The following is a 25434-nucleotide window of genomic DNA, read 5'->3' as shown; positions in this document are numbered from 1 at the left end:
AATGGACTTTTTATCGACGCTGTTCCGACAGCAGAGCCGGGCAATCGGATTACTGGTGCCTGCTGTCGTTGTCTCTGAAAAGCACGCTGACACGCTTGAAATCACCGAGCACCCGGTAGAGACCGGCGCCGCGGTATCAGACCACGCGTATAAGCGCCCGGCGGAAGTGACCATGGAAGTGGGGTTTTCCGGTGGCGGCTCCCTGCTGGACTTCGTGAATACGGCAGCCATCGGCCTGTCTGTCGGGCTGAGTCCGAAAGAAACCTACCAGCAGTTGCTGGAGCTACAGGAAAGCCGGGTGCCGTTCGACGTTGTGACCGGAAAGCGGCTTTACAGCAACATGCTGATGCGCGCCCTGGAGGTTACGACAGACCGCACCAGCGAAAACGTGCTGATGGCAACCCTGACGCTGCGCGAGGTGATTATCACGTCCACTCAGTCGGTACAGGTTGCGGATAAAAAAAATATGGCCCAGGGCGTGAACACGTCAGCGGTGCAGAACTCCGGCACGAAAACCACGACGCCGGTAAATCAGTCCCTGCTGTCCAGCGGGGCCGGCCTGTTGGGGGTAGGGTGATGTCCATAACTGAAATACCGCTAACAGCGAATAACCAGACGTTCAGTATCTCTCTGGCCGGTACAGACTACCGGATAACCGTGCTGTGGCGCGGTACGTTCTGGTGCCTCGATCTTGTTGATGCCGCAGGTAATACGATAATCGCCGGTATCCCCCTGGTCACTGGTTATGACCTGCTGAAACAGTACGAATACCTGAAACTGGGATTTGCGCTGTACGTCGTCTGTGACGTTGCAGGGCAGGAAAACCCCACATCGTATGACCTCGGCACTCTATCCCATCTACTGGTAGTAACGGAGTAATCATGTCACAGAACTGGATGCGCCACTTTGAGCTGCAGCTTACCGACGACCAGGGGCAGGGCATATCCCTGTCGGATTTTAAGGTCACGTTTAACATTGAGTGGTTCAATATCAGCAAACAGAACCGGATCGGGACGTTCAGAATTTACAATCTGGCGCCCGACACGGTGAACAAAATCACCGCCGGGGAGTTCAGCAAAATAAGGCTTATCGCCGGGTATGAGGGCATTGCCGAAACCGTATCCGCTGACCAGGTAGGGATCGCCCAGGACGTTAACGAGGATGAAATCGGGACGCGCAACGGGCGCAACTTCGGCCTGATTTTTAGCGGCGACGTTCGCTATTCGGTGACCGGCAAAGACAATCCCGTTGACCGCTATGTGCTGATTCAGGCGGCCGACAGTGACCAGGCGTTTTTGACGACGGTCACCACCACCACGATCGGTGCGGGGTGGACGGCGGACAGCCTCAACGATGTGCTGATGCAGGGTTTCAACGCCAACGGTGCAACCCAGGGGCGCAAGCCGGAAATGCCGCCCACCGTATTTCCCCGCGGGCGGGTAGTGTTTGGTGTGACCCGCGACATTATGGACAACGTAGCCGCGCAGTGTAACGCCCGGTGGATGTTCGTTGACGGCAAAGTGGAAATGGTGCGCGATGACGAATATGTGCATGAGGCCATTGTACTGAACAGCGAAACCGGGCTGATTGGCATGCCGCAGCAGACGATCGGCAACGGCGTTAACGTGCGCTGCCTGATAAATCCGAATATCCGGGTGAATGGCCTGATTCAGTTAGACCAGGCCTCGGTTTACCGCACTGCGCTCAGCAGCGACGAAATCGCGATGGCAGGCGGCCAGATCACCACCGAAGACCAGAACGGCAATCTGACGCTGTCTGGCACCACCGCGCAGCCTGCCAGCATAGCCACCGATGGCATTTATATTGTCAGGGGTATTATGTACACTGGTGATACAAGAGGCCAGGCGTGGTACATGGATCTGATGTGCGAAGCGCGTGGTGCTACCGATATGCGTTCTGCCGCATCTTTACAACAAAGAGGGTAAAAATGAAAAGCTGGATATTGTTAGTGTGCTGCTTGGCTCCTGGCTTAGCGATGGCGGGCAATAGTGGTGGTATTACACTGCAATGTTCAGGTTATAGGTTGGAACTTATCCCTGACTCTATGTTTAAGATTAATGGTGAGTTCGTTACCTCTCAAAAAATAAAAGATCTTGGCACCGATGGTTTAAAGGTCGATATGGGCCTCATGCCAGCCCGCGACGGCAATAACTACGGATTCCAGTACATTCGCCGCCCCGGCACCGAGAAGCGCTTCCTGAACGTCCAGCTACTCCAGAACAGCATGGACGCGCCAAAGGTGATTGGCTCTTTCCCGTGTAAGAAAGTAGCGGGTTAGTGCTAAAATGATACTGTGAAATACAAGACAGGATACGAAGATGATTGCAGGACTTGAAGCAATGGCGTTACAGGTAACAGATGTTCGATCTGTTTCTCGCGCCGCCCAACAGATAGTTACTCCGCTGGCTACAACGAACAGTAAGCTGGCAACATCTCCCGTACCTGTCAGCCCTGATGAAGTTAAATTCGCGCTGGACAGGGCTTCGGTTGCTATTGATGTCGTTGAAAGAAAACTCATCGAATGCGCTGATATTATTGGTGCAATGGATGCGCCAGAAGAAAACGGGCTTGCTTTTACGGCTGAATTCCCCGAAGAATTAAAAGCCAGGGCCGATCTTTTGACTGACCAGATAGAAAATCTGAAAAATGTTTTCTCTCTGGTGGAAAGCGCCGAATCGTGGAAACCATACCTTCCTCTGGTTCAGGACAGAAAGAAAAAGGCAATCCGGGCTATCGCTAATTTGCGAAGCGCGTACCTTAATATTGCTCTTATAGCTAATCAGTATATATCCCCCGTTCCGGCTGTTGACAGTAGCGTAGAAGGGAACTCGGAAGAATTTGCGTCTGCGGTTTCTGCTTCTAATCGTCTGCTGGGAATCAAACAGTCGGAGTGGCGGTAATGGCGAAGGTTTGCATTCATCCCGGTATCGCAGATAACCCAACCGTTCAGGGATACGCGAGGGAGCTATCGAGTTTCCTGAATGGTGTTTCTTTATCGGGAAGGCTGGGTAAAAACGGTGGGTTCGAGAGAAACACCTCTGCCACAGCCTCCGGCATTATGAAAATGCATATTAAAGTTCCTGGGGAAGGGTTCTGGAATCCACGGCAAAGGCAGGCCCAGAGAACAAGTGATAACTATCTTGTTTATGCGCGCCACTGGGACATGATCGATCTGTATCAGGTTATTGCGATTGTCACGCCCGATGCTCATGCCAGAATTGATGGCTTGCTTCCTGACATTATCAAAGCCGTGGAGGAATCCTTTCACGATTTGAATGAAAACCAGTTAACGCAATATGTATTTTATTGAATAACCAAATATCGTATGAAGGGCCCGCCACTGAGCGGGTTTTTTATTTCCTGGAGATAATGAAATGGCAGTATCCGCACAAACACGATCCGGCGATCTGTCGGAGGCGCTTAGCGCTGAGTCCACCAAAACCAAAGAGCAGCTACGCGTGGCGCTGCCGGGGATTATCCAGTCGTTCAACCCCGCCACAGTTACCGCAGAGATACAGCCGTCGATTCAGTACACGCACGTTGATAACGACGGAACGGCTATCCAGCAGGATTACCCGTTGCTGGTCGATGTGCCGGTGATATTCCCCCGTGGCGGCGGTTGTACGCTGACCTTCCCGGTAAAGAAGGGGGACGAGTGCCTGGTGGTCTTCGCAGACCGCTGTATCGATTTCTGGTGGCAGTCCGGCGACGTGCAAAAATCCGGCGACCCACGTATGCACGACCTTTCTGACGGTTTTGCCATTGTGGGGCCAATGTCCCAGCGCTACAAAATCGGCAACATCAGCACCAGCGCCGCGCAGCTGCGCACCGACGACGGCAGCGCCTTTATCGAACTGGCCGCCGGTGGTGCGGTGACTATCACCAGCCCACAGGTCACGATTAATGGCCCTGTGCAGGTTAACGGTACTATCACATCCACCGGTGACCAGACCGCCGCAGGCATCAGCCAGGTGAACCATACCCACGGAGGCGTTCAGTCTGGTAACAGCAACACAGGTAAACCGCAATGAGGTATCGACGCGAGGATAGTAGCGGCGATTACACCTTCGGCCAGGGTGACGACACCTGGCTGGTGAACTCGCCCGAAACGGTGGCGCAGGCGGTAAAAACGCGCTTTGAATTATGGTACGGCCAGTGGTTTCTGGATACGACCGACGGCACACCGTGGATCCAGTCTGTACTGGGTAAGCAAAAGCCGGAGGTTTACAACCTGGCAATACGCCAGCGCATTCTGGAAACCCGCGGCGTTAACCAGATCACCGAGTTCAACAGCACCATTAACACCAGCTCCCGGCGCGTCGTATTCACGGCGACCATCTCCACTATCTACGGACAAACCACAGTAACCAGCGAGGCATAAATGGCCCTTAACCTGGACACGCTCGGCTTATCGGCAACGGTAACCGCCGACGGCATCAGCGCGCCTGATTACCAGACGGTGCTGAGCAAAATCACCGACTATTTCCGGCAGATTTACGGCAGTGACGCCTATCTGGAGCCGGACAGTAAAGACGGCCAGTTAGTGGCGCTGGTGGCGCTGGCGGTGCATGACGCAAACAATACCGCTGTAGCTGTCTACAACTCGTTTTCCCCGTCCACGGCTCTGACTGATGCCCTGACAAAGAACGTCAAAATCAACGGCATTGTGCGCCACGGAGCCACCAACTCCACGGTAGACGTCACGCTATCCGGTGAAGTGGGGACGGTCATCACCAACGGGTCGGTTAAAGACGTTAACGGCATGGTCTGGAACCTGCCAGCGACGGTAGCGATCGACACTGACGGCTCCGCCACGGTAACCGCCACCTGTGCCACCTCGGGCGCCGTAGCTGCGATGGTGGGGAGCGTTAACCTGATAAACACCCCGACGCGCGGCTGGATATCTGTGACCAACTACACCGCCGCTACAGTAGGCTCTGACGCAGAGACTGACGCAGAGCTACGTCGGCGCCAGCATCAGAGTGTCGCTATCCCGTCGATCACTCCATTCGAAGCCGTGGACGGCGCCCTGGCAAACGTGGCCGGGGTGAGCCGACACAAACTGTATGAGAACGATACCGGGCGCACTGACGAAAACGGCCTACCACCGCACTCAATATCCGCCATTGTGGAGGGGGGCGACGTCGAAGAAATCGCGCAGACTATCCGCGGGAAGAAAGGCCAGGGGGTATCAACATACGGTAAAACCACGGTGCAGGTACCAGATATTTACGGCAACCCGCACAGCATTTCGTTTTCGCGTCCCTCGGATGTCCCGGTTTACGTCTCGATCACCCTGGAGCCATTCACTGGCTACACCACGCAGATAGGCGAGGAAATCCGCCAGGCGGTGGCCGACTATATCAACTCGCTGGCGATCGGCGAGAGCGTGAAGCTAAGCCGTGTGTACTCCCCGGCTAACCTCGGTGTGGTCAGCGGCGGGAATGCCCGTTACTACGACATCAACGAGCTGCTAATCGGGAAATCAGCGGGTAGCGTGGCCGCCGCGAATATCGCGATTGCATACGATGAATCGGCATCGTGCGACACCGACAACATCAAAATCACGGTGACGTCATGAGCAAATACACGCGACTAATCACCAACTACCACGCCACCAAACCGCTGTTCTACCAGCACGTGGATTTGTCCACCCGGCCGCTGATCGACATCGATACCGCGATAGCCGGGCTTATCGACAATTTCGACATCGATACCGCCGTCGGCGTGCAGCTCGATATCCTGGGCGAGTGGATCGGGCGGTCGCGCATCGTCGGCGTTCCCATTACCGACATCTATTTTTCGTGGGATACCGACGGGCTGGGCTATGACCAGGGCGTGTGGCAGGGGCCTTATGACCCTGATGCCGGCCGGACGGCACTCAGTGACGACACGTACCGGATCATCCTCAAGGCGCGGATAGCGATCAACAACTGGAACGGCCAGAACGACACGCTGCCGGAAATCCTTGATACGGCGCTGGCTGGCTCTGGCCTGCGAATGCAGATCGTCGATAACCAGGACATGACTATTTCAGTGTGGGTGTTTCCGGAAACAGATATCGATGACGTGTCCCGCGAGTTGCTGGCGGCTATCCGGCAGGGCTATCTGACAGTGAAAGCCGCTGGCGTGTGGGCTGGCGATATCGAAACGCCGGGGATAGAAACCCCGTCCACCGGCACTAAGTTTTTTGGGCTTGATATGGATAACGAATACATCGGCGGGTTCGATGTTGGATCATGGGAGAAAATACTGTAATGGCTACCAACGATTTTAAGGCTTTTGCTACCGGCACTAATGCCAATGTGATGAGCCAGGAGGAATGGGAGGCGCTACCTGCGGTTATCGATGGATTCACCAGTGGTAAGGCGTCGAGTGCGCAGGTCAATAAAGCGTTGCGCCAGGCGTCGTTCGTCGCGGCTGCGCTGGCGCAGTTCGTCGCAGAGAAGACCGACTCCGACGTGTCCGACGATGGCGATATCGCCGCGTTCGTTGCGAAGCTGACCAGCGGCTTTGCTGCGCAGTACCTCAGCCGCGAAAACCCATTCGGCGATATCGCCGCAGATGGTGAAACGGCCATTTCCACGGCTCTCGCAAACCTCGGTTTGGGGGAAGGCAGTGCGTTGCCGGTTGGCGTACCTGTTCCGTGGCCGTCGGCGACGCCGCCAGCGGGCTGGCTTAAATGCAACGGTGCTACGTTCACGGCGGCGCTGTATCCGAAGCTTGCGCTGGCGTACCCGAGCGGGAAGCTGCCTGATTTGCGGGGCGAATTTATTCGTGGATGGGATGATGGGCGTGGTGTTGATGCTGGTAGAATTTTATTGGTCGCTCAAGCTGAAACAAAAATCAGTAACTATCATGGCAATGGTAGTAGTTATGACGAGGTATCAACGGGCGTACCTGGTTCCCCACCTAAAAACTTTGCATATAACGTGGATTCGAAAGAGCTAATTAGTTCCACTTTTACTTCATATGGCTCTCAGGAAATGACTATGACTGGAATCGCTTACCGCTTTGGCGTTAGGCCGCGCAACATCGCATTTAATTACATCGTGAGGGCCGCATAATGAGCGCTATCCTGGATAAAAATAATATTGCCACCACTGCCGGGGATCTGACGGTTTACAACTATGCGGCAGACACCCGCGAATATCTGTCCTCTGCTGTGGAATATCTGGCGGTGGGAGTGGGGATCCCGGCTAATTCTGCTGTAGATGAACCACCGGCGAAAAAGAAAGGGAAGGCAATTTGTCGCAACGCCGACGATGCTGGGTGGGGATATGTCGCAGATCATCGCGGTGAAACCGTCTACAGCACAGAGAATGGCGAGCCGGTGGAAGTTACAGCACCAGGTGATTACCCGGCGGGAACGACCACTACAGCACCGGCTACGCCATACGACGAGTGGGATGGGGAAAAGTGGGTAACTGATACCGACGCTCAGCACACCGCTGATGTGGCCGCCGCAGAGCAGCAGAAAGCAGCAATGCTGGCAGAGGCTCAGGCTACGATCAGCATCTGGCAGACCGAGCTACAGCTGGGCATTATCAGCGATGACGACAAAGCCAGCCTGATTAGCTGGCTGTCGTACATCAAAGAGCTGCAATCCGTTGATACCGATGCAGCGCCGGACATCAACTGGCCGGTTGCTCCGGCGGCGTAGGCCACTCAATATCTGGAGCGGTGGAGGTGTCTACGGCACTCACTGCGTCCAGATAGTCCAGCCATTCGTTAAACTGCGCCGTTTCATCCTCAGAGAGGCGGCCCAGCGCTAATTTAGACGGCCATTGCTGCCCGTTTATCCAGGCGTTGGCCTCATCAATCTGCCGCTGCTTTTCGGCTTCCGTTTGTGCAATCAATTCCTCTTTCGTCGGAGGAGGAATGTCTACCAGAACAGGACGCCCCTCAGTATCGCTCGACCACTTTTTACAATCAGGTGTAGCCTCGGTTTTAAATGGATGTTGGTCATCATCAATCTCAATGCACTGGCTAATATCGTGAACGCCCGGCAGCGCTTCATTGCAATCAACAGGATTCCAGAACCACATATCAATATCCCTCCACAACGATATATCCGACAAATTTTGATAAATATAATCCAGTTGCGTTAGAGCTATTTGATACCGACATAGAGAGAACCCTGATAGACGTTAGTGATTCAGATGAATACCCAGGGAATTCCAGTCCATTATCAATACCAGTATTCAGGGCCATGGCGATATTTGTAATCGTTGTCTTAAAGGACGTTGGGAACCGAACAATCTCTCCCGACGAGGGTGCCGTGATAATCAAAGGAGCATTATTCGGGAATTTCATGCCCTGTCTGATAAATCCGTCGCTGTATACCTCATACCAGCCATTAGCGTTGGAATCCTTGGCGACCATGTATCGGGGCGTTTTTGACAGTTCCCCCAAACCGAGGTTTTAGAGAACAGCGCTTGCATGCCATTATTTGCGCTTTGCCGGGGGTAAACAGCGTGTTAATCGGCTATGTAAGGGTATCGACGAGCGATCAGCATACGGAGCTACAGCGTGACGCGCTGGAAAAAGCTGGTTGCGATTTAATCTTTGAAGACCGGATCAGTGGTAAAGCATCAGAACGGCCAGGATTAAACCAGTTGTTAAAGCGGCTGGCGCCCGGGGATACCCTGATGGTGTGGAAGCTCGATCGCCTGGGCCGCAGTATGCGCCATCTGGTAGCGCTGATTGAGGAGCTGCGCGAACGTGGGGTTAATTTCCGTAGCCTGACCGACAGCATAGACACCTCATCGGCAATGGGGCGTTTCTTCTTTCATGTAATGGGCGCTTTAGCAGAGATGGAGCGCGAGCTGATTGTCGAACGCACCCGGGCGGGACTGGCATCGGCCAGAGCAAAGGGAAGGGTAGGCGGTCGACGTCCAAAACTTACCCCTGAACAGTGGGAGCAGATCGGACGGCTGCTGGCAACCGGCCATTCCCGTTCCGAACTAGCGCGCATTTTCGATATCTCAGAGAAGACGATATATAAGCGTTTTCCGGCAGGGAAATTGATAGAATAAGCGGAAACTTAGCGTCATAAGTGATTGATGTACTGAGTACAAAAAATAACAAATTATTCAACTAATACTCCTTAACTGGTTGAATTTTAAATATTTAGTCTTGGTCTTGAAAACCGGCGAGGGGAAACCCTCCCAGAGTTCGAATCTCTGCGCTTCCGCCATCTTTAAACCCCATGATATTGAGTATCATGGGGTTTTTTATTTTGTGCTGAAATGAGTACACCATTCAGCAGGTCATCATTCGTTAGCTTATATCGGCGGCCTGGTTTAGTTGCTATCAGGCTGAGATATGCTTTCCCGGCCGTCTGCGTGCCGGCCTGTGCCGCCTGGCTCCGTTCCCCGCGTTGAATACCCTCGCCTGGCTGCGTGGCGTTATGCCAAGGATGATGCCGCAGAACCCGTCACCCGGGGCGCTGGCCGTGCCGATCCGTAAGGAAGCGATGCATATCCCATATGCAGATACCCGTATCTGGCGGGCTGCTGGCGTCACGGATAGGCAGAAATCGTCCAACAGGCTGGACGGGTCGGTACATCATGTGCAGGCGGAACCAAAACAGGAGCCCGACAATACAGTGTCTTTCGCTATTATTGACGTTCTGAGGCTTGCATTGTAATACCTTATCTATTCATCATGTCACGTGAGCGAAATTAAGAGTAATCGCATCTGAATGATAAAAATCCTATAAAAACCTCGTTCCACGGGATGTAATTGCTCATATCCTGTTTTCATCTACAATATATTTTCCGGTAGCGAGGGGGTTTTATTCCCCGGACGGGCTGATTTGGTGCTTGCTGCACTGGCGTTATTTCTGAGTTGAACGGCTTTCATTGATTTATATCAACTCAATACCTCAATTGCGGTATGTGTCTTTTTTTTCTTCTTTGTGCCTGCCTGTTGTCCTGCATTTTATTTTTAAGCTGGTTCGATAGTCTGTATTTTGTTCTTGTGGTGAAGTTTTGTTTTGATTTTCGTTAGTGGAAAATTCTTAAGAATTATCCAATTGTAGTTCTATGATCTGCGCTGTTGATCGTCTGTAGCGTAATGCTCTAATATGCGCTGTAAAGAAACAGGGTTTCAGAAACCACTCACACAGCGATCAAAGAGGGATTTATGAGCGACAGCTTCCAGAAAGAAATACCCAAAGCCCGTATTAACCTGAAACTTGACCTGCATACCGGCGGGGCGAGTAAGAAAACTGAGCTGCCGCTCAAATTACTGGTGACCGGTGATTTTAGTAACGGCAGGGAAACGGCGCCTCTCTCTGAAAGAGAGAAGGTTAGCGTTAATAAAAATAATTTTAATAGTGCCCTCTCGGAATTTTCCCCTTCAGTAAACCTCACCGTTGAAAACACCCTGGCCGGCGATGGCAGTGAAGAAAATATCAACCTGACCTTCCGTGATATGAAAGATTTCACCCCGGAGCAGGTGGCCCGCCAGATCCCCCAACTGAAGGCCATGCTGGCCATGCGCAACTTACTGCGCGACCTGAAAGCGAACCTGCTGGATAACGTCACCTTCCGTAAGGAGCTGGAAAAAATCCTGCGCGATCCGGCGCTCAGCAACGAACTGCGTAATGAATTGTCTGCCCTGGCGCCGCAACAGGCGTAACAAAGGCCCTGTGTTTAACGGATTAACGAGAGAAAATGCTGATGTCTGTAAAAAATGAATCGGTCGCCGGCGGCGAAAGCGTGGTGCTGGAACGTTCTGAAGCCGGTGGCGTATATGCCTCCCTGTTTGAAAAAATCAACCTGAACCCGGTCGATAAGCTGAGCGCCCTGGAGTCCTGGCAGGATAACCAGGCGATGTCGGATGCGACGGCGGACGAGCGCGTCACCGCCGCTATGCAGATTTTCCTGGAGCGGCTTAAGCAGTCCGGCTCGAAGGTGGAGAAGCTCGACAAGACCCTGCTGGACCACCATATCGCCGAACTGGACAGCCAGATCAGCCGCCAGCTGGACGCAGTGATGCACCATCCGGAGTTCCAGCAGGTCGAATCACTGTGGCGCGGCCTGAAGCACACGGTGGATAAAACCGACTTCCGTCAGAACGTGAAGCTGGAGATCCTCGACCTGTCGAAAGAGGATCTGCGTCAGGACTTCGAAGACTGTCCGGAAATTATCCAGAGCGGCCTGTATAAACATACCTATATCGATGAATACGACACCCCGGGCGGAGAGCCGATTGCCGCGCTGATTTCGTCTTATGAATTCGACGCTTCGGCTCAGGACGTGGCGCTGCTGCGTAATATCTCCAAAGTTTCCGCCGCGGCCCATATGCCGTTTATCGGCTCGGTGGGGCCGAAATTCTTCCTGAAAGAGACCATGGAAGAGGTGTCGGCCATCAAGGATATCGGTAACTACTTTGACCGCGCCGAATACATTAAGTGGAAGTCGTTCCGCGACACCGACGATGCCCGCTACATTGGCCTGACCATGCCGCGGGTGCTGGGTCGTCTGCCCTACGGGCCGGATACCGTGCCGGTGCGCAGCTTTAACTATGTGGAAGAGGTGAAAGGGCCGGATCACGAAAAATACCTGTGGACCAATGCGTCATTCGCCTTCGCGGCGAACATGGTGCGCAGCTTTATCAATAACGGCTGGTGCGTGCAGATCCGCGGGCCCCAGGCCGGTGGTGCGGTGCAGGACCTGCCGATCCACCTGTATGACCTGGGTACCGGCAATCAGGTGAAGATCCCGTCGGAAGTGATGATCCCGGAAACCCGCGAATTTGAGTTTTCTAACCTGGGCTTTATTCCGCTTTCTTACTACAAGAACCGCGATTACGCCTGCTTCTTCTCGGCCAACTCGACCCAGAAACCGGCGCTGTACGACACCGCGGACGCCACCGCTAACAGCCGTATTAACGCGCGCCTGCCCTATATCTTCCTGCTGTCGCGTATCGCCCACTACCTGAAGCTGATTCAGCGCGAAAACATCGGCACCACCAAAGACCGCCGTCTGCTGGAGCTGGAGCTGAACACCTGGGTTCGTAGTCTGGTCACCGAGATGACCGATCCGGGCGACGAGCTGCAGGCTTCGCACCCGTTGCGCGACGCTAAAGTGGTGGTGGAAGACATTGAGGATAACCCGGGCTTCTTCCGTGTGAAGCTCTACGCTATTCCGCACTTCCAGGTGGAAGGTATGGACGTGAACCTGTCTCTGGTTTCCCAGATGCCGAAGGCGAAAGCGTAAGGCGGTCACAGGGATGAAAATTTATCGTCCGTTGTGGGAAGACGGCGCCTTCCTGGCTCCGCAGCAGTTTCAGCAGCAGGCGCAGTGGGATGCGTATGTTAGTGATACCGTTGCACGGATGGGGCTGGCCCATCCGTGGGGCGTTATCGCCGCAGAATTCGACGATGCCGGGCTGGCACTTTCCCGCCTTAACGCCACCCGTATTGTCGTGCGTTTTCCTGATGGCACGCTGGTGGATACCGATCTGGCGGACAACCTGCCGCCAGTTTGTGATTTGTCGGCAGCCGCCGGTCTGGATTCGGTTGAGGTTCTACTGGCACTGCCGTTACTCAGCGCCAATGGTGGTAACCTGGATGACGGTCAGGATCATGACCGCCCTCGTCGCTGGAAGGCCGAGCGGGTACCGGTGCAGGAACTGGCTGGCAGTGAGCGTGGTGAGCTGGCGGTTCTGCGCCATGCTATCACGCTGCGACTTTCTGCCCAAGAAAATGCGGCGTATCTGACTTGTCCGGTCGCGCGCCTGATGCGCAACGCCCAGGGACAGTGGAGCCGTGACACTTCTTTTATACCGCCATTACTGGCGCTTTCTGCAAATTCGACGTTGGTGATCGCGCTGGACGATCTGCTGAAACGTTTGCAGGCGCGACGGAGCCGTCTGATGGCCATGCGTCGTGAAAGCAATGAACGGATGGCGGATTTTGCGGTGGCGGATGTTTCTCTGTTCTGGTTGCTGAATGCCCTGAACAGCGCTGAGCCGGTGCTGACGGAGTTGTTGCAGGCGCCTTCCCGCCATCCGGAGCTGCTGTATCGGGAGCTGGCACGTCTGGCGGGCAGCCTGCTGACCTTTTCCCTTGAGCATGACGCCGGCGATATTCCGGTTTATCGGCACGAGGCGCCAGAGCAGGTGTTTCCACCACTGCTGACATTGTTGGATAAGTTACTGGAAGCCAGCCTGCCGTCCCGCGTTGTCAGTATCCAGCTTGAGCACGAAGAGCAGATCTGGAAAGGCTCGCTGCACGACGCCCGCCTGCGTGAAGGGGCAGATTTCTATCTTTCGGTACGCGCTTCCATGCCGAATCATGAACTGCAGGTCAGATTCCCGCAGCTATGCAAGGCAGGGAGTTTTGCCGACGTCTCTGATGTCGTCAATGTAGCGCTGAGCGGCATGGTCATCAAACCGCTCAGCCATGTGCCGGCCGCTATCCCTCTGCGTCTTGAAAACCAGTATTTCTCGCTGGATCTCACCTCAGATGCGGCCCGTGCCATGCTGGAAGCTGGTAGCTGTACCTTCTACACCCCGAGGTCGCTGGGGGATGTGAAACTGGAACTTTATGCGGTGTTACGGACATGAATACCTCCGATCTCAGCCAGATAGAACGTATTTTCTACCCCGGTTGGCTGATGGCGAGCCAGTTGCGCGGCGGACAGGAAGTGCGTGACGGTGAGCGTTTATATCGCCGGGCCAGCCAACTGATTCAGGAAGCCCGAACCGCGCTGACCGATGCCGGCTACAGCGATGTCAGCCGGGACCATATGATATATGCCTTGTGTGCGCTGCTGGATGAGAGCGTGCTTAACCGGGGAAGCACCGATGACGGCTACCTGACCTGGCGGCGGGATCCGTTGCAGGCCCGATTCTTTGGCACGCTTAACGCCGGAGAGGAGCTCTGGGAGCGTATTCGTAACCTGCTGAAGGAAACGGCGCCGGATACCGCGGTACTGACCTGTCTGTATCGTACCCTGCAACTGGGGTTTGTTGGTCAGTACCGAGCGCAGGATGATGAACGCCGCGAGGATGTGGTCAGGGCGTTGGGTGAGCGGGTTCCGCCGTTTGCTCTGAGTCAGGATGCGCCGATCGTGGTTCGTGCGTCACGCCTGCGCTCCGGGCGCCGTCTGTACTGGCTTTCCTGGGGTGCCGGCATTGTTGTGCTGGTGGCGCTGTGGTTTTTCCTCTCTGCCCATCTCACCGATATGGTGGGGCAGATAACCAGGCCGGGGTAAGCCATGCGCGATCTCTACCGGATCATGCTGACCTGTCTGACAGGGATGTTGGCACTGTGGCTTATCCTGGGATTCTGGCCGCTCTCTGTGGGCAGCAGGGTGGTGCTCAGCCTGCTGGTCGTTCTGGCCTGTGGCGTGATGCTGTGGCGCCAGTGGGTGGTATCCTGCACGCACCGTGAAGCGATTCGTGATATTGCGGATGATAATCTGCCGCCGGAGGATTTTCAGGGAGCTGTGGTTCTGGTATGTGGCGACAATGACTCCCTGTTTGAACCCGACAGTCGGTATCGTGAAACCCGCCAGGGCTGGTATTTACGGGTCAGGGATGTTGAGCAACTTCCTCAACTGGCGCAGCATCTGAGCCTGGTACGTCCGGCGTTAATCTCACAGATTTCTGTGTTGGTAGCGATACTCCCTGAGCACCACAGTTCTCAGGATGATTTTACACAGCGCCTGCGGGGCTGGCAGCGAGCCGTGGTGCAATGCAGACCCTGGCTCAGCGGACTGCCACCATTCTGGATGGCTTCGTGGGTTTCGCCGCCTCAGGCCTGCCGGGAGGAAGAACCCGTCTGGTTCACTTCTGTCAGCCATGGTACTGGTATCCGGATCCATCTGCCGGGGCAGGGGAACCAGCCCCTTTCTGAGTGGGTCAGTGAAAGTCATGCGTCAGGGCGCTTCGCCCGTCTGAGTCAGGTTTTGTGGCTCAACAGCCTGCTGAGCTGGCAGGGGGAGAACGTTGACAGTCTTTTGGCCGTGCGTCAGGGGGAGCTACCGGCGCTGAAGCCCTGCGCCTGGGGAGTCTGCATGGTGCCGATCAGCGGACAGCGTGGCAACCTGTGGCAACAGCATATTGCGGATATCACGGCCCTGCCGCCGGACAGTTCCGATCGCGTCCATACATTACCCCTTCCTGAATTACTGCTATCGGGGCTACCGCGCCGTCGCGGCATTAGTCGCAGAATGGTGTTCTGGCGTTATGCCGGATTACTGGGGGGGATTTTTCTGGCCCTGGCGATGCTGGCCTCGTTTATTAATAACCAGCGCCTGATTCGCAGCGTGGGCGATCATCTTGCGCTCTATCACCGTCTTAGTGGAAAACCGCCTGCGCCGAAGCTCCGGGCGCAGCAGCTGTTGCGTGCGGACGGACGACTGCTGGATGACTGGCAGCGCCGTGGCGAACCCCTGCGTTACCGCATGGGGCTGTACCAGGGATTGCATCTGATTGCGCCTGTAGAGGCTGCCGTCAGCGACTGGGCGCCGCCGCCGCCTCCTCCTCCGGTGATTAAGAAAATCGTCCAGGGGCCGAAAACGGTGCGCCTCGACAGCATGTCGCTGTTTGATTCCGGTAAATCGGAATTGAAACCCGGCTCCACCAAAATGCTTGTCAACTCGCTGGTGGGCATTAAGGCCAGACCCGGCTGGCTTATCGTGGTCAGCGGCCATACCGACAATACCGGCAATCCGGGGCTTAATCAGACGCTCTCCCTGAAGCGTGCCGAAGCGGTGCGTAACTGGATGCGGGATACCGGTGACGTGCCGGAAAGCTGTTTTGCGGTGCAGGGCTATGGTGAAAGCCGCCCAATCGCAACCAATGACACGCCGGAAGGCCGCGCGCAAAACCGCCGTGTCGAGATCAGTCTGGTACCGCAGGCCAATGCCTGTCAGGTACCGGGCGTTACCACAACGTCATCGCAGGATGATGACGAATCTTAAATCAATACACAAAGTCATTCGGGCCGCATCGCGGCGGCAACTGAATGAGCCCCCGGGAGCATAGATAACGATGTGACCGGGGCGAATGAAGGCAGCTAACAGGCAGTCTGAAGGACGAAGTGTAGAAATGGAGTAATTACGATGGCAATTCCTGTTTATCTGTGGCTGAAGGACGACGGCGGCGCGGACATCAAAGGGTCTGTGGACGTTCAGGATCGTGAAGGCAGCATCGAGGTTGTCGCTCAGGAGCATAACCTGTACATCCCGACCGACAACAACACCGGCAAGCTGACCGGCACCCGTATCCACACGCCGTTCCTGTTTACCAAGGAAGTCGACTCTTCCAGCCCCTATCTGTACAAGGCGGTGACGACCGGCCAGACCCTGAAGTCTGCGGAATTCAAGTGGTACAAAATCAACGACGCGGGTCAGGAAGTGGAGTACTTCAACACCAAACTGGAAAACGTGAAGGTGGTGAAGGTGAATCCGGTGATGCACGACATCAAGAACCCGTCCTTTGAAAAGCATAACCACCTGGAGCAGATCGAACTGCGCTACGAAAAAATCACCTGGACCTACAAGGACGGCAACATCATTCATTCCGATAGCTGGAACGAACGCGCCACCGCGTAAGCCCTTTCTCCTCTTTCCGGAGGGGAGAGGCGGCATAAGTCCTTTTCCCTCTTTCCGGAGGGGAGAGGCGGTATAAGTTCTTTTCCCTCTCCCCTTTGGGGAGAGGGTCAGGGTGAGGGGCCATTTGCTGAGCGCCTGCGGGTAGCGGGCTTTCAGCAAAGAACACCACACCAGCCTGCTTCCGTACCTGATGCGCTTTGGTCCACAGCGACGGGCGGTAGCATGCCTGCCAGGAATCGACAAAGAGAGAAACTCATGGAAAATCCCGCCATCCTGTTACGTCGTCTTAACCCCTACTGCGCCCGCGCTATGGAAGGGGCCGCCTCGCTGTGCCAGACCCGCGCCCATGCTTCAATCCTGCCGGAGCACTGGCTGCTGAAGCTGCTGGAGCAGGGCGAAGGCGATCTCACCGTACTGGCGCGCCGTTACGAATGGGATATGGACAGCCTGTGGCAGGAGCTGCTGGGCTGGCTGGATAATCTTCCGCGTTCGGTACGCAGCCGTCCGCAGCTTTCAGACAGCATCCAGACCCTGCTGCAGGAGGCCTGGCTGCGGGCCTCGCTGGCAGGGGAAACGTCCATCCGCAGCCTCCATCTGCTGATGGTCCTGACGGAAAAGCCGACGCTGGCGCAGTGCGACGGCCTGTGGCCGCTGCTGACCCTGGGGCAGAGCCAGCTGGAACGGCTGCGCGGGCTGCTGGACGCTCAGTCAGACGAGCGCCCGGAGGTACAGCAGGATGCGGCGCTGGCGCAGGACGACGCCGAGGTGGAGATGGTCGGGCGCCCGGTGGGGGCGGAAATCCAGGAGGGTGAACTTTCCCCCGCGCTACAGAACGCGCTGGATAAATTCACCCTGGATGTGACGGCGAAAGCGAAGGAAGGAAAGATCGACCCGGTGTTTGGCCGTGATAACGAAATCCGCCAGATGGTGGACATCCTCTCCAGGCGCCGCAAGAACAACCCGATTCTGGTGGGCGAGCCGGGCGTGGGTAAAACCGCGCTGGTGGAAGGACTGGCGCTGCGCATTCATGAGGGCAACGTGCCGGAAAGTCTGAAGCCCGTGACCCTGCGCACTCTGGATCTCGGCCTGCTCCAGGCCGGTGCTGGCGTGAAGGGCGAATTTGAACAGCGGCTGAAAAATATTATCGATGCGGTACAGCAGTCGCCCACGCCGGTGCTGCTGTTTATCGACGAGGCCCACACCATTATCGGCGCCGGCAACCAGGCCGGAGGGGCGGACGCCGCCAACCTGCTGAAACCGGCGCTGGCCCGCGGCGAGCTGCGCACCATCGCCGCCACCACCTGGAGCGAATACAAACAGTATTTTGAGCGCGACGCCGCGCTGGAGCGCCGCTTCCAGATGGTGAAAGTGGACGAGCCGGACGACGACACCGCCTGCCTGATGCTGCGGGGCCTGAAACCGCGCTACGCGCAGCACCACGGGGTGCATATCATCGATGAAGCGGTCAGAGCCGCGGTCACGCTCTCGCGTCGCTACCTGACCGGCCGCCAGCTGCCGGACAAAGCGGTGGATCTGCTGGATACCGCCGCAGCCCGGGTGCGCATGAGCCTGGACACCGTGCCGGAAGAGATAGTACGTCCGGGTGCCGCCATCACCGCCCTGGAAATGGAAAAGCAGGCGTTGCTGGAAGATATCGCCGTCGGTAATCACGGCGATGGTGAACGGCTGGCGGCCATCGATACCCGGATGGAAAGCCTGCGCGAACAGCAGGATGTGCTGGAGCAGCAGTACCGTCAGGAAAAAGAACTCACCGCCCGGCTGCTGGACTGTCGCGCCGATATCTCCCGCCAGGCGGAAATTGCCGAACTCCGGCAGGCGCTGGCAGAGCTGCAACAGTCGCAGGCGCTGCTGATGCCGGATGTCGATGCCCGCACCGTGGCCAATGTGATTGCCGACTGGACCGGCGTGCCGCTCTCCTCATTAATGAAGGACGAGCAGACTGAACTGCTGACCCTGGAAGCGGAAATCGGCAAACGGGTGGTCGGGCAGGATGTGGCGCTTGCCGCCATTGCCCAACGCCTGCGCGCGGCCAAAACCGGGCTGACGGCCGAAAACGGTCCCCAGGGTGTGTTTCTGCTGGTCGGCCCCAGCGGCACCGGCAAAACCGAGACCGCGCTGACCCTGGCGGACTGCCTGTACGGCGGCGAGAAGTCGCTGATCACCATCAACCTCTCTGAATATCAGGAGCCGCACACCGTCTCCCAGCTGAAAGGCTCGCCGCCGGGCTACGTCGGCTACGGGCAGGGCGGCATTCTGACCGAGGCGGTGCGTAAGCGGCCTTATAGCGTGGTGCTGCTCGACGAAGTGGAAAAGGCGCACCGCGACGTGATGAATCTGTTCTACCAGGTGTTTGACCGCGGCTTTATGCGCGACGGTGAAGGGCGGGAAATTGACTTCCGCAACACGGTGATCCTGATGACCTCCAACCTGGGCAGCGACGCGCTGATGCAGTTGCTGGATGACCAGCCGGACGCCACAGAAGCTGACCTGCATGAACTGCTACGCCCGATGCTGCGCGACCACTTCCAGCCGGCGCTGCTGGCCCGCTTCCAGACGGTTATCTACCGCCCGCTGGGCAGGGATGCGATGCGCGCCATTGTGGGCATGAAGCTGGACCAGGTGCGCCAGCGTCTGGCGCGCCACTACGGCATCGCCACCCACACCCGCGATGCGCTGTTCGACGCTTTAACCGATGCCTGCCTGCTGCCGGACACCGGCGCCCGCAATATCGACAGCCTGCTGAATCAGCAGATCCTGCCGGTGCTCAGCCAGCAGCTGTTAAGCCATATGGCCGCGAAGCAGAAGCCGCAGACCCTGACCCTGGGCTGGGATGAGGAAGAAGGGATTGTGATGGCGTTTGATGATGCTGATACGGAACAGTGAAAGGGAGGCAGGGAATGTCTGTTAATGCTACCAGTAAGAAGAAAGATCAAAAGCAGAAAGAAAGCTCTGTCAGATTATTGACATTGGGTGAGATTGAACTGGCGCGATCGGTTTTTAAATCGACGATCGCGTATCACAAAGTCTGGATTCACCATAACAGTTATCTTCCTTTTGGCCTCCAGAATAAAGAGACCGCCATGGCTCCTGATGGTGAAATTTATTTTCGTGAGCACTATCGGAATGATTATTCGCTCAGTGTGCCTTTCTATCAGCATATGTTTATCCATGAAATGACGCATGTCTGGCAGCGGGAAAAAGGCATGAATGTTATTCTCAGGGGGCTATTCAGCCGGATAGTCAGTTATCGTTATATAATGGATGGGCGCCTGTTAAGTGAGTATCCCATGGAGCAACAGGCACAAATCATTGCCGATAATTTTATCCTACAGGCCGAAGGATACACCAAATGGTGTGAGCTGAGGAATAATGATGTTGTTACGCTTGATGGCAATATCAGCGAGCCGGTTATTCGGCAACAGTATGATAATACGTTGCGGGGGTTCCCATGGTAAGCGTCATTAGGCAGTGTTATTTATTTATTGTGACTTTTTTATTCTGCCTGCCGGTACTGACTGGCTGCCCGGGAGACCGATGGCGGTTTGATGAGGAGGCAACAGTCAGCACCATGGGCGATAATGTCTGTTTTACTGTACCTGATGCGGGGAATTATCAACCGGTAGATATCGCCATTAATCCCCGGGGAACACCATCTAAAGAAAAAAATATCATATTTAACCCGATGCTCCGTGTTGTGAATGGTCAATTATGTATTCCCCCGGCATTCTATCATTTTCCGGACAAAGGTCAGTTTATCGTTAGCTATGTTTTGCTCTCCGAACGCCATAAAGCGGCTGCACGCAAAATGGTAGCAGGCGTGGAGATCTCCAGTGGATGTATTTTTAATATTCCTCTTACGGTCGGGGAAATATCGCGACCTTACAGCGAAATAAAAAATGGTGAAGTTGCGTCTGATTGGGAAAGTCATGCAGGCTCCTGCGAACATCCTTATTCATCAGCGCCCTCTAACTAATATTCACGGAGTGAAAATCAATGAATCTGAAAGACGCTATGCAAAACGTGGTAACCGCGGCGGGAACTCTGAATCGTTATCAGCTTGATATCCCATCCTGTCCGTCGCCTCTGGATGTTGAGGAGTTCAGCGGTTCTGAGGGAATCAGCCGATTATATAGCTATGACATTATTTTTACCTGTACGGATAAAGATCTTGATGCCAGCCAGCTGTTACGTAAACCGGCCACCCTGACCATGGGAACCGGCCTGTTACAGAGCCTGACCGAACAGAAAAAAGTACATGGTGTCGTCACGGATTTCCGACGGATATCCGGCTCTGCCGACCAGGCGTTGTTTCAGATTACGCTGAAGCCCTTCCTCGCACTATTGGGCAACCAGTTCCGCACCCATCGCTTCTTTGTTAATAAATCGGTACCGGAAGTGGTGGAGCAGGTACTGACGGAGCACGGCCTGAAGGGCTGGGAATATGTGTTCAGCCTGAAGTGTGATTACCCTAAACGTGAGCAAATCAACCAGTACCAGGAAAGCGACCTGGCGTTTATCGAACGTCTGCTGGCGGAAGTGGGCATCTTTTATTTCTTCAGGCTGCAGCCGGATACCGGAACCGAAGTGGTCCATTTTGCCGACAGCCAGAGTGCCCTGGAATTTGGCAAAACGCTGCCGCTGAACAGCCCGTCGGGCACTAACGACAACGGGGTGGATTCGGTCTGGAATATTCATGTGATGCACAACGTGGTGGTCAGTTCGGTGATGGCGAACGACTACAACCATCGTGAGGCACAGAAGGTACTGAAGTCCGCGCCTGCGGATATGACCCGCGGCGAAGGCGAAGGCGTCACCTACGGCGAGGTGTACCACTACCGGCCGCGTCACCTGGAAAGTGGGGATAAATTCCAGCCTGCCGCTGAGAGCGGTAACTTCTGGGCGCGACTGGAGCACGAGCGCTTTCTGTCCGGGCAGACGCTGGTCACCGGTAACAGCACCGATGCCACCCTGAGTCCGGCGCAGGTCCTGACCATAACTGAAACCGCTATCCCTCCCACGCTGCCGGCGGTCACGGAAAATGGCGTGATGATTATCAGCGCGGGCTTTACCGCCAGCCGCGAAAGCGCCCTGCAGGTATACTGGACGGCGATGCCCTACAGCGAAACCCGCTGCTGGCGCCCGGCCGCGAAGCCGCGCCCGGTGGTTAGCGGCACGCTGACGGCCCGTATCACCAGCGCTAAAGAGAACGATATCTACGCCTGGCAGGATGAAGCCGGCCTGTACCGGGTGAAATTTGATGCCGACCTGGATGATAAATCGCAGGGGCAGGAGAGTATGCCGGTACGGTTGGCTAAACCCTATGGCGGAGACGTCTACGGCTTTCATTTCCCGCTGATTCAGGGCACGGAAGTGGCTATCGCCTTCCATGAAGGCGACCCGGACCGGCCCTATATTGCCCACGCTTTGCATGACTCGCGCCACGTTGACCACGTTACCGAGAAGAACAGCACCCGCAATGTGATACGCACTGCGGGCCTTAACAAACTGCGGATGGAAGACAAACGCGGCGAGGAGCATATTAAGCTCAGTACCGAGTACGGCGGCAAGACGCAGCTCAATCTGGGGCATAATGTTGATGCATCCAGGAAGTTGCGCGGCGAGGGGGCGGAATTACGTACCAATGACTGGGTGAGCATCCGGGGTGGCAAAGGGATACTATTGAGTGCTGATAAACAGCCTGGAGCGCAGGGAGAAATGCTTGATATGCAAGCAGCCATCCTGCAACTGAAACAGGCATTATCACTGGCAGAAAGTCTGAATGCGGCTGCGGGCAGCGCTAAAGCAACTCCTGGCGAAACAGACAGTCAGTTACAGCTTAATGAGGCCCTGAATGATCTGCAGGAAGCGGGAATACTGGCTTATGCACCTCATGGTGTGGGCGTTGTCAGCCCGGAGGCTATCCGTGTTGCTTCGGGAGGGCAAAGCGTTGGTATTATGTCAGGTAAAAATACGGATATAAGTGCAGCAAAATCAGTCACTGTTGCTGCAAAAGAAACCGTCAGCCTGTTTGCACAAAGTGAAGGCATGCAGCTGTTTGCAGGAAATGGGGGCGTAGACATTCAGGCACAGGGCGATGCCATGAATATCCAGGCCCTTAAAGATCTCTCGGTCGTGAGTAACGCCGGAAAAATTACCATAAATGCCAGTCAGGAATTACTGATGACCTGCGGTGGTGCCTACATCCGGATGAGTGGCGGAAATATTGAGCTTGGCTGCCCAGGAAACATCTTACTGAAAGCGGCAAACGTACAGAAAATGGGGGCCGCCAACATTAACATTCCGGCGAAAGAGCTTCCTATGGGGTTTGGGGGGAGCTATGTTCTGGCTGATGATAAAGATATTCCATTCAGTAAAACGATGTACCGGATTACCACATCCGAAGGCGCAGTATTCAGCGGTGAAACGGATGAGCAAGGGAATACGCTACCTGTATTCACCGCATTCCCATCCGACATGAAAATTGAGATTTTACGCAGTGACAGCGAATGATGCTGGGTAAGCATATTTGAAAAGGACCACGAAATGACAGAATATTACTGTTACGATGCCCCTGACGGCGATCATAAAACCTGCATTCGTAATACGGCAAAAAAAATTGTGCTTCAGCGGAACCCTGCCCGAGGAGTGACATTAACAATAGGGGTGTTTTTTGACGGAACAGGGAATAATCTTGAGAATACGAATTTTCGTCTGGAACAATGTAAGCCTGAGCGCTATGGTCTTGACGCCCGGGAGTTGGCTGTATTCAGTAAAAAATGTATGGCTAAAAAAGGATACAGTGACACGGCTGCAACAAGTTATTTGGGGTATTACACTAATATTCACTGGTTGAATACCCTATACCAGCAAGATGAACAAATAGAAGATGATGTCTGTGAAGCACAACGAGCCGTCTATATTGAAGGAATAGGAACCACAAACAAGAAACCAGACTCAATGTATGGTTTAGCTTTTGGAAATGACGAAACGGGTGTTATTGCCAAAACCGATCGGGCGATAGAACTGATAAAAAAACAAATTTCAATATTCATTGAAAAGAATGACATGAAATCTATCGCCATCGCAAAAATCCAGTTTGATATATTCGGCTTTAGCCGTGGGGCAGCGGCTGCCCGGCATTTTGCAAATCGAGTTAATGATGAAGATCCTGCCCTGGTGGAAGCGATTAAGGTGGGCCTTTGTGGCTTTATGCAACATGGAAAACCTGCTGGAGAAATCCGGTTTATTGGCCCTTTTGATACCGTTGCAGCTGTCGCCGCGCTTTCAGATGGTCTTGATCCCCATGACAGTAATAACCATGACGTTAAACTGGAGTTGCCCGCGGGTATTGCAAAACACGTCTTTCAGATCACAGCAATGCATGAGTGCCGTTACAACTTCTGCCTCAATAGTATCAAAGAGTCCTGGCCAGAACTGAGCCTGCCTGGCGTGCATTCTGATATTGGGGGAGGATATAATCCGGAAGAGTCGGAGTATTACTTTCTGACCCGTCCTGAAATTGAAACTGTACCGGAAAATACTCCTGAACAGACGACCCGGGTCTACCGTAATGCTGCATCCCAGAGTGAATTACTTTTTGGATTTCCATCCCTCGCACCATTGTTGCAATCAGGAGTGATAAAAGTAGAGAGCAATTATGATAACAGAATGCCTCCGGACCGTTATAACAATTTCAACAAAAAGGTGGGCGCGGCTGTCACGTTTGAACGTACGGTATCCAATGACTGGTCGAAAGTTGTTCTGAGGGTTATGTATGAGATTGCCAAAGATGCAGGAGTATTATTCGAACCGATTCGTCAAACCAATGTTGAGTTGAAATTTAATGATGAATTAATGCCGCTATGCAAAAAAGCCATATCTCAGGGGAAGGCGATTTTTGCTGGCTCTCAATCCACACCATTTACACTTGATGAGATTAATGCCATTGGAAAATATATTCACTGTTCAGCAAACTGGAATGCTGTAGATTACGATTCAAAGAGAAAAGTGACCAGTGGTGCAGGCGTGTCTGCGGCATTAAGTTTTGTCAACCGGCCTGATGCGAACTGGCGACGTACGATTTATAATATGAAGGGAGAAGTCATATCATGAAAAAAATATCCGTTTTATTAGCAGCCTTGTTTGTATCCGGATGTGCATTTGCAGGTGGAAACACGGATAAACCCACCAAACTTTCCAGTTTGCTGGCGCCCTATGATGAATGGTATTTTGATTTTGTTTACCCAAAGGCGTTACCAGCAGTTGTAACTTATGCGGAGTTGCTGGATACAGATGGGATTTTTTACCGCTTCAGAACGCTGGATGGAACGAAACCCAGTCGCAGTAGTATAGGGAAGTGGGGAGATAAACTTGGTTTTGGGATTACAGCATTTAATAAAGCTAAAAACCCGCCTCAGTTTATCCATTTCTGCTGGGATTCAGTTATCGATAAAAAAGTTTACGAGACCAGAATAACCTTCAGCGGCGAAGTCTGGAAGATGATGCTGACGCCTTATTTTGCCCCATATGAAGAAGCTGAGAGCGCTTATCATAATGGTGCTAAAGGCGAACAGCGCTACCATCGCTTTATGGTTATCGGCCTGGCACCGGAAGGTAAAGTCAGGGCATGGTTACAGAACAGCCGTAAGCCGAATATAGAACTCAAGGATATCCTGGTTGAGACCGTATCTGGTGATAAGTTAGATATGTGCAAAAAAATCACATCCAGTGATTTTTCTTATGGTTACGATGACGATATAATACAATTTATTAAAGGTAAAAAATATCCTTACGGCCAATGGTAAATAATTGTATT

At 54.3% G+C, this 25434-nt stretch carries 26 protein-coding genes; 25 read left to right on the top strand and 1 reads right to left on the bottom strand.

Annotated elements, in window-relative coordinates; all coding sequences use genetic code 11:
- Position 1 precedes the first annotated feature (1 nt).
- The 12 genes from V3W49_RS00395 to V3W49_RS00340 all read left to right on the top strand — a co-directional run bounded on the left by V3W49_RS00395 (position 2) and on the right by V3W49_RS00340 (position 7684).
- Entirely contained in the window at positions 2-577 is a 576-nt protein-coding gene (locus V3W49_RS00395; protein WP_500142924.1) for a phage baseplate protein, read from the top strand.
- Positions 577-879: a phage baseplate plug family protein gene (locus V3W49_RS00390; protein WP_500142923.1), complete on the top strand. Its 303-nt coding sequence runs from the start codon at positions 577-579 to the stop codon at positions 877-879. The genes V3W49_RS00395 and V3W49_RS00390 overlap by 1 nt, the downstream gene beginning before the upstream one ends.
- A 2-nt stretch (positions 880-881) precedes the next feature.
- Complete coding sequence (locus tag V3W49_RS00385) at positions 882-1946, top strand: hypothetical protein (protein WP_500142921.1); 1065 nt, start codon at positions 882-884, stop codon at positions 1944-1946.
- Between the two features lie 2 nt (positions 1947-1948).
- Positions 1949-2299 (top strand): STY1065/STY2022 family phage-derived protein, encoded by a 351-nt coding sequence (locus tag V3W49_RS00380; RefSeq protein WP_500142920.1) that lies wholly within the window; start codon positions 1949-1951, stop codon positions 2297-2299.
- A 40-nt stretch (positions 2300-2339) separates the two neighbouring features.
- Positions 2340-2921 (top strand): hypothetical protein, encoded by a 582-nt coding sequence (locus V3W49_RS00375; RefSeq protein WP_500142918.1) that lies wholly within the window; start codon positions 2340-2342, stop codon positions 2919-2921.
- Positions 2921-3331, top strand: a complete 411-nt coding sequence (locus V3W49_RS00370) for a type II toxin-antitoxin system YafO family toxin (RefSeq protein ID WP_500142917.1) — start codon at positions 2921-2923, stop codon at positions 3329-3331. Before V3W49_RS00375 ends, V3W49_RS00370 begins: the two co-directional genes overlap by 1 nt.
- A gap of 64 nt (positions 3332-3395) precedes the next feature.
- The gene (locus V3W49_RS00365; protein ID WP_500142916.1) at positions 3396-4052 is read left to right on the top strand and encodes a Gp138 family membrane-puncturing spike protein; all 657 of its coding nucleotides are present in this window, start codon (positions 3396-3398) and stop codon (positions 4050-4052) included.
- Positions 4049-4402, top strand: a complete 354-nt coding sequence (locus V3W49_RS00360; RefSeq protein ID WP_500142914.1) for a contractile injection system sheath initiator — start codon at positions 4049-4051, stop codon at positions 4400-4402. Before V3W49_RS00365 ends, V3W49_RS00360 begins: the two co-directional genes overlap by 4 nt.
- On the top strand, positions 4403-5602 hold the full coding sequence (locus V3W49_RS00355; RefSeq protein WP_500142912.1) for a baseplate J/gp47 family protein: 1200 nt from the start codon (positions 4403-4405) through the stop codon (positions 5600-5602).
- Positions 5599-6279 carry a baseplate wedge 1 family protein gene (locus V3W49_RS00350; RefSeq protein WP_500142910.1) on the top strand — a complete coding sequence of 227 codons (681 nt, stop codon included), beginning with the start codon at positions 5599-5601 and terminating at the stop codon, positions 6277-6279. Before V3W49_RS00355 ends, V3W49_RS00350 begins: the two co-directional genes overlap by 4 nt.
- A complete protein-coding gene (locus V3W49_RS00345; RefSeq protein WP_500142909.1) occupies positions 6279-7088 on the top strand; it encodes a tail fiber protein in 810 nt (269 codons plus the stop codon). Before V3W49_RS00350 ends, V3W49_RS00345 begins: the two co-directional genes overlap by 1 nt.
- On the top strand, positions 7088-7684 hold the full coding sequence (locus V3W49_RS00340; protein WP_500142908.1) for a tail fiber assembly protein: 597 nt from the start codon (positions 7088-7090) through the stop codon (positions 7682-7684). Before V3W49_RS00345 ends, V3W49_RS00340 begins: the two co-directional genes overlap by 1 nt.
- Here the strand turns inward: V3W49_RS00340 and V3W49_RS00335 are convergent.
- Positions 7656-8069, bottom strand: a complete 414-nt coding sequence (locus V3W49_RS00335; protein WP_500142907.1) for a tail fiber assembly protein — start codon at positions 8067-8069, stop codon at positions 7656-7658. The two genes, V3W49_RS00340 and V3W49_RS00335, sit on opposite strands and share 29 nt — an antisense overlap.
- Positions 8070-8498: 429 nt before the next feature.
- On the opposite strand from V3W49_RS00335, the gene V3W49_RS00330 reads away from it, so the two are divergent.
- The 13 genes from V3W49_RS00330 to V3W49_RS00270 all read left to right on the top strand — a co-directional run bounded on the left by V3W49_RS00330 (position 8499) and on the right by V3W49_RS00270 (position 25423).
- Positions 8499-9059, top strand: a complete 561-nt coding sequence (locus tag V3W49_RS00330) for a recombinase family protein (protein WP_500142906.1) — start codon at positions 8499-8501, stop codon at positions 9057-9059.
- A 1111-nt stretch (positions 9060-10170) separates the two neighbouring features.
- Positions 10171-10668: a type VI secretion system contractile sheath small subunit gene (gene tssB / locus V3W49_RS00325; RefSeq protein ID WP_500142904.1), complete on the top strand. Its 498-nt coding sequence runs from the start codon at positions 10171-10173 to the stop codon at positions 10666-10668.
- Between the two features lie 35 nt (positions 10669-10703).
- Positions 10704-12251, top strand: a complete 1548-nt coding sequence (gene tssC / locus V3W49_RS00320) for a type VI secretion system contractile sheath large subunit (RefSeq protein ID WP_500142903.1) — start codon at positions 10704-10706, stop codon at positions 12249-12251.
- A 13-nt stretch (positions 12252-12264) separates the two neighbouring features.
- Positions 12265-13602 carry a type VI secretion system baseplate subunit TssK gene (gene tssK / locus V3W49_RS00315; protein WP_500142901.1) on the top strand — a complete coding sequence of 446 codons (1338 nt, stop codon included), beginning with the start codon at positions 12265-12267 and terminating at the stop codon, positions 13600-13602.
- Complete coding sequence (gene tssL / locus V3W49_RS00310) at positions 13599-14252, top strand: type VI secretion system protein TssL, short form (protein WP_500142898.1); 654 nt, start codon at positions 13599-13601, stop codon at positions 14250-14252. The genes tssK and tssL overlap by 4 nt, the downstream gene beginning before the upstream one ends.
- A 3-nt stretch (positions 14253-14255) precedes the next feature.
- Positions 14256-15965, top strand: a complete 1710-nt coding sequence (locus V3W49_RS00305; protein WP_500142897.1) for an OmpA family protein — start codon at positions 14256-14258, stop codon at positions 15963-15965.
- 141 nt (positions 15966-16106) lie between these two features.
- A complete protein-coding gene (gene hcp / locus V3W49_RS00300) occupies positions 16107-16598 on the top strand; it encodes an Hcp family type VI secretion system effector (RefSeq protein WP_500142896.1) in 492 nt (163 codons plus the stop codon).
- A 255-nt stretch (positions 16599-16853) separates the two neighbouring features.
- Positions 16854-19502 (top strand): type VI secretion system ATPase TssH, encoded by a 2649-nt coding sequence (gene tssH / locus V3W49_RS00295; RefSeq protein ID WP_500142895.1) that lies wholly within the window; start codon positions 16854-16856, stop codon positions 19500-19502.
- Between the two features lie 14 nt (positions 19503-19516).
- A complete protein-coding gene (locus V3W49_RS00290) occupies positions 19517-20074 on the top strand; it encodes a type IV secretion protein Rhs (RefSeq protein WP_500142894.1) in 558 nt (185 codons plus the stop codon).
- A complete protein-coding gene (locus V3W49_RS00285) occupies positions 20068-20592 on the top strand; it encodes a putative T6SS immunity periplasmic lipoprotein (RefSeq protein WP_500142893.1) in 525 nt (174 codons plus the stop codon). The genes V3W49_RS00290 and V3W49_RS00285 overlap by 7 nt, the downstream gene beginning before the upstream one ends.
- A gap of 20 nt (positions 20593-20612) precedes the next feature.
- Positions 20613-23129, top strand: a complete 2517-nt coding sequence (locus V3W49_RS00280; RefSeq protein ID WP_500142891.1) for a type VI secretion system Vgr family protein — start codon at positions 20613-20615, stop codon at positions 23127-23129.
- Positions 23130-23162: 33 nt separating this feature from the next.
- Entirely contained in the window at positions 23163-24731 is a 1569-nt protein-coding gene (locus V3W49_RS00275) for a T6SS phospholipase effector Tle1-like catalytic domain-containing protein (protein WP_500142889.1), read from the top strand.
- Positions 24728-25423 carry a DUF2931 family protein gene (locus tag V3W49_RS00270; protein ID WP_500142887.1) on the top strand — a complete coding sequence of 232 codons (696 nt, stop codon included), beginning with the start codon at positions 24728-24730 and terminating at the stop codon, positions 25421-25423. Before V3W49_RS00275 ends, V3W49_RS00270 begins: the two co-directional genes overlap by 4 nt.
- The last annotated feature ends 11 nt before the right edge of the window (positions 25424-25434 follow it).

This window comes from Rosenbergiella sp. YN46, assembly GCF_036620675.1.
Lineage (GTDB): Bacteria > Pseudomonadota > Gammaproteobacteria > Enterobacterales > Enterobacteriaceae > Jejubacter.
The sequence above is the reverse complement of the archived record's forward strand: the minus strand, read 5'-3'. Positions and strand labels throughout refer to the sequence as shown.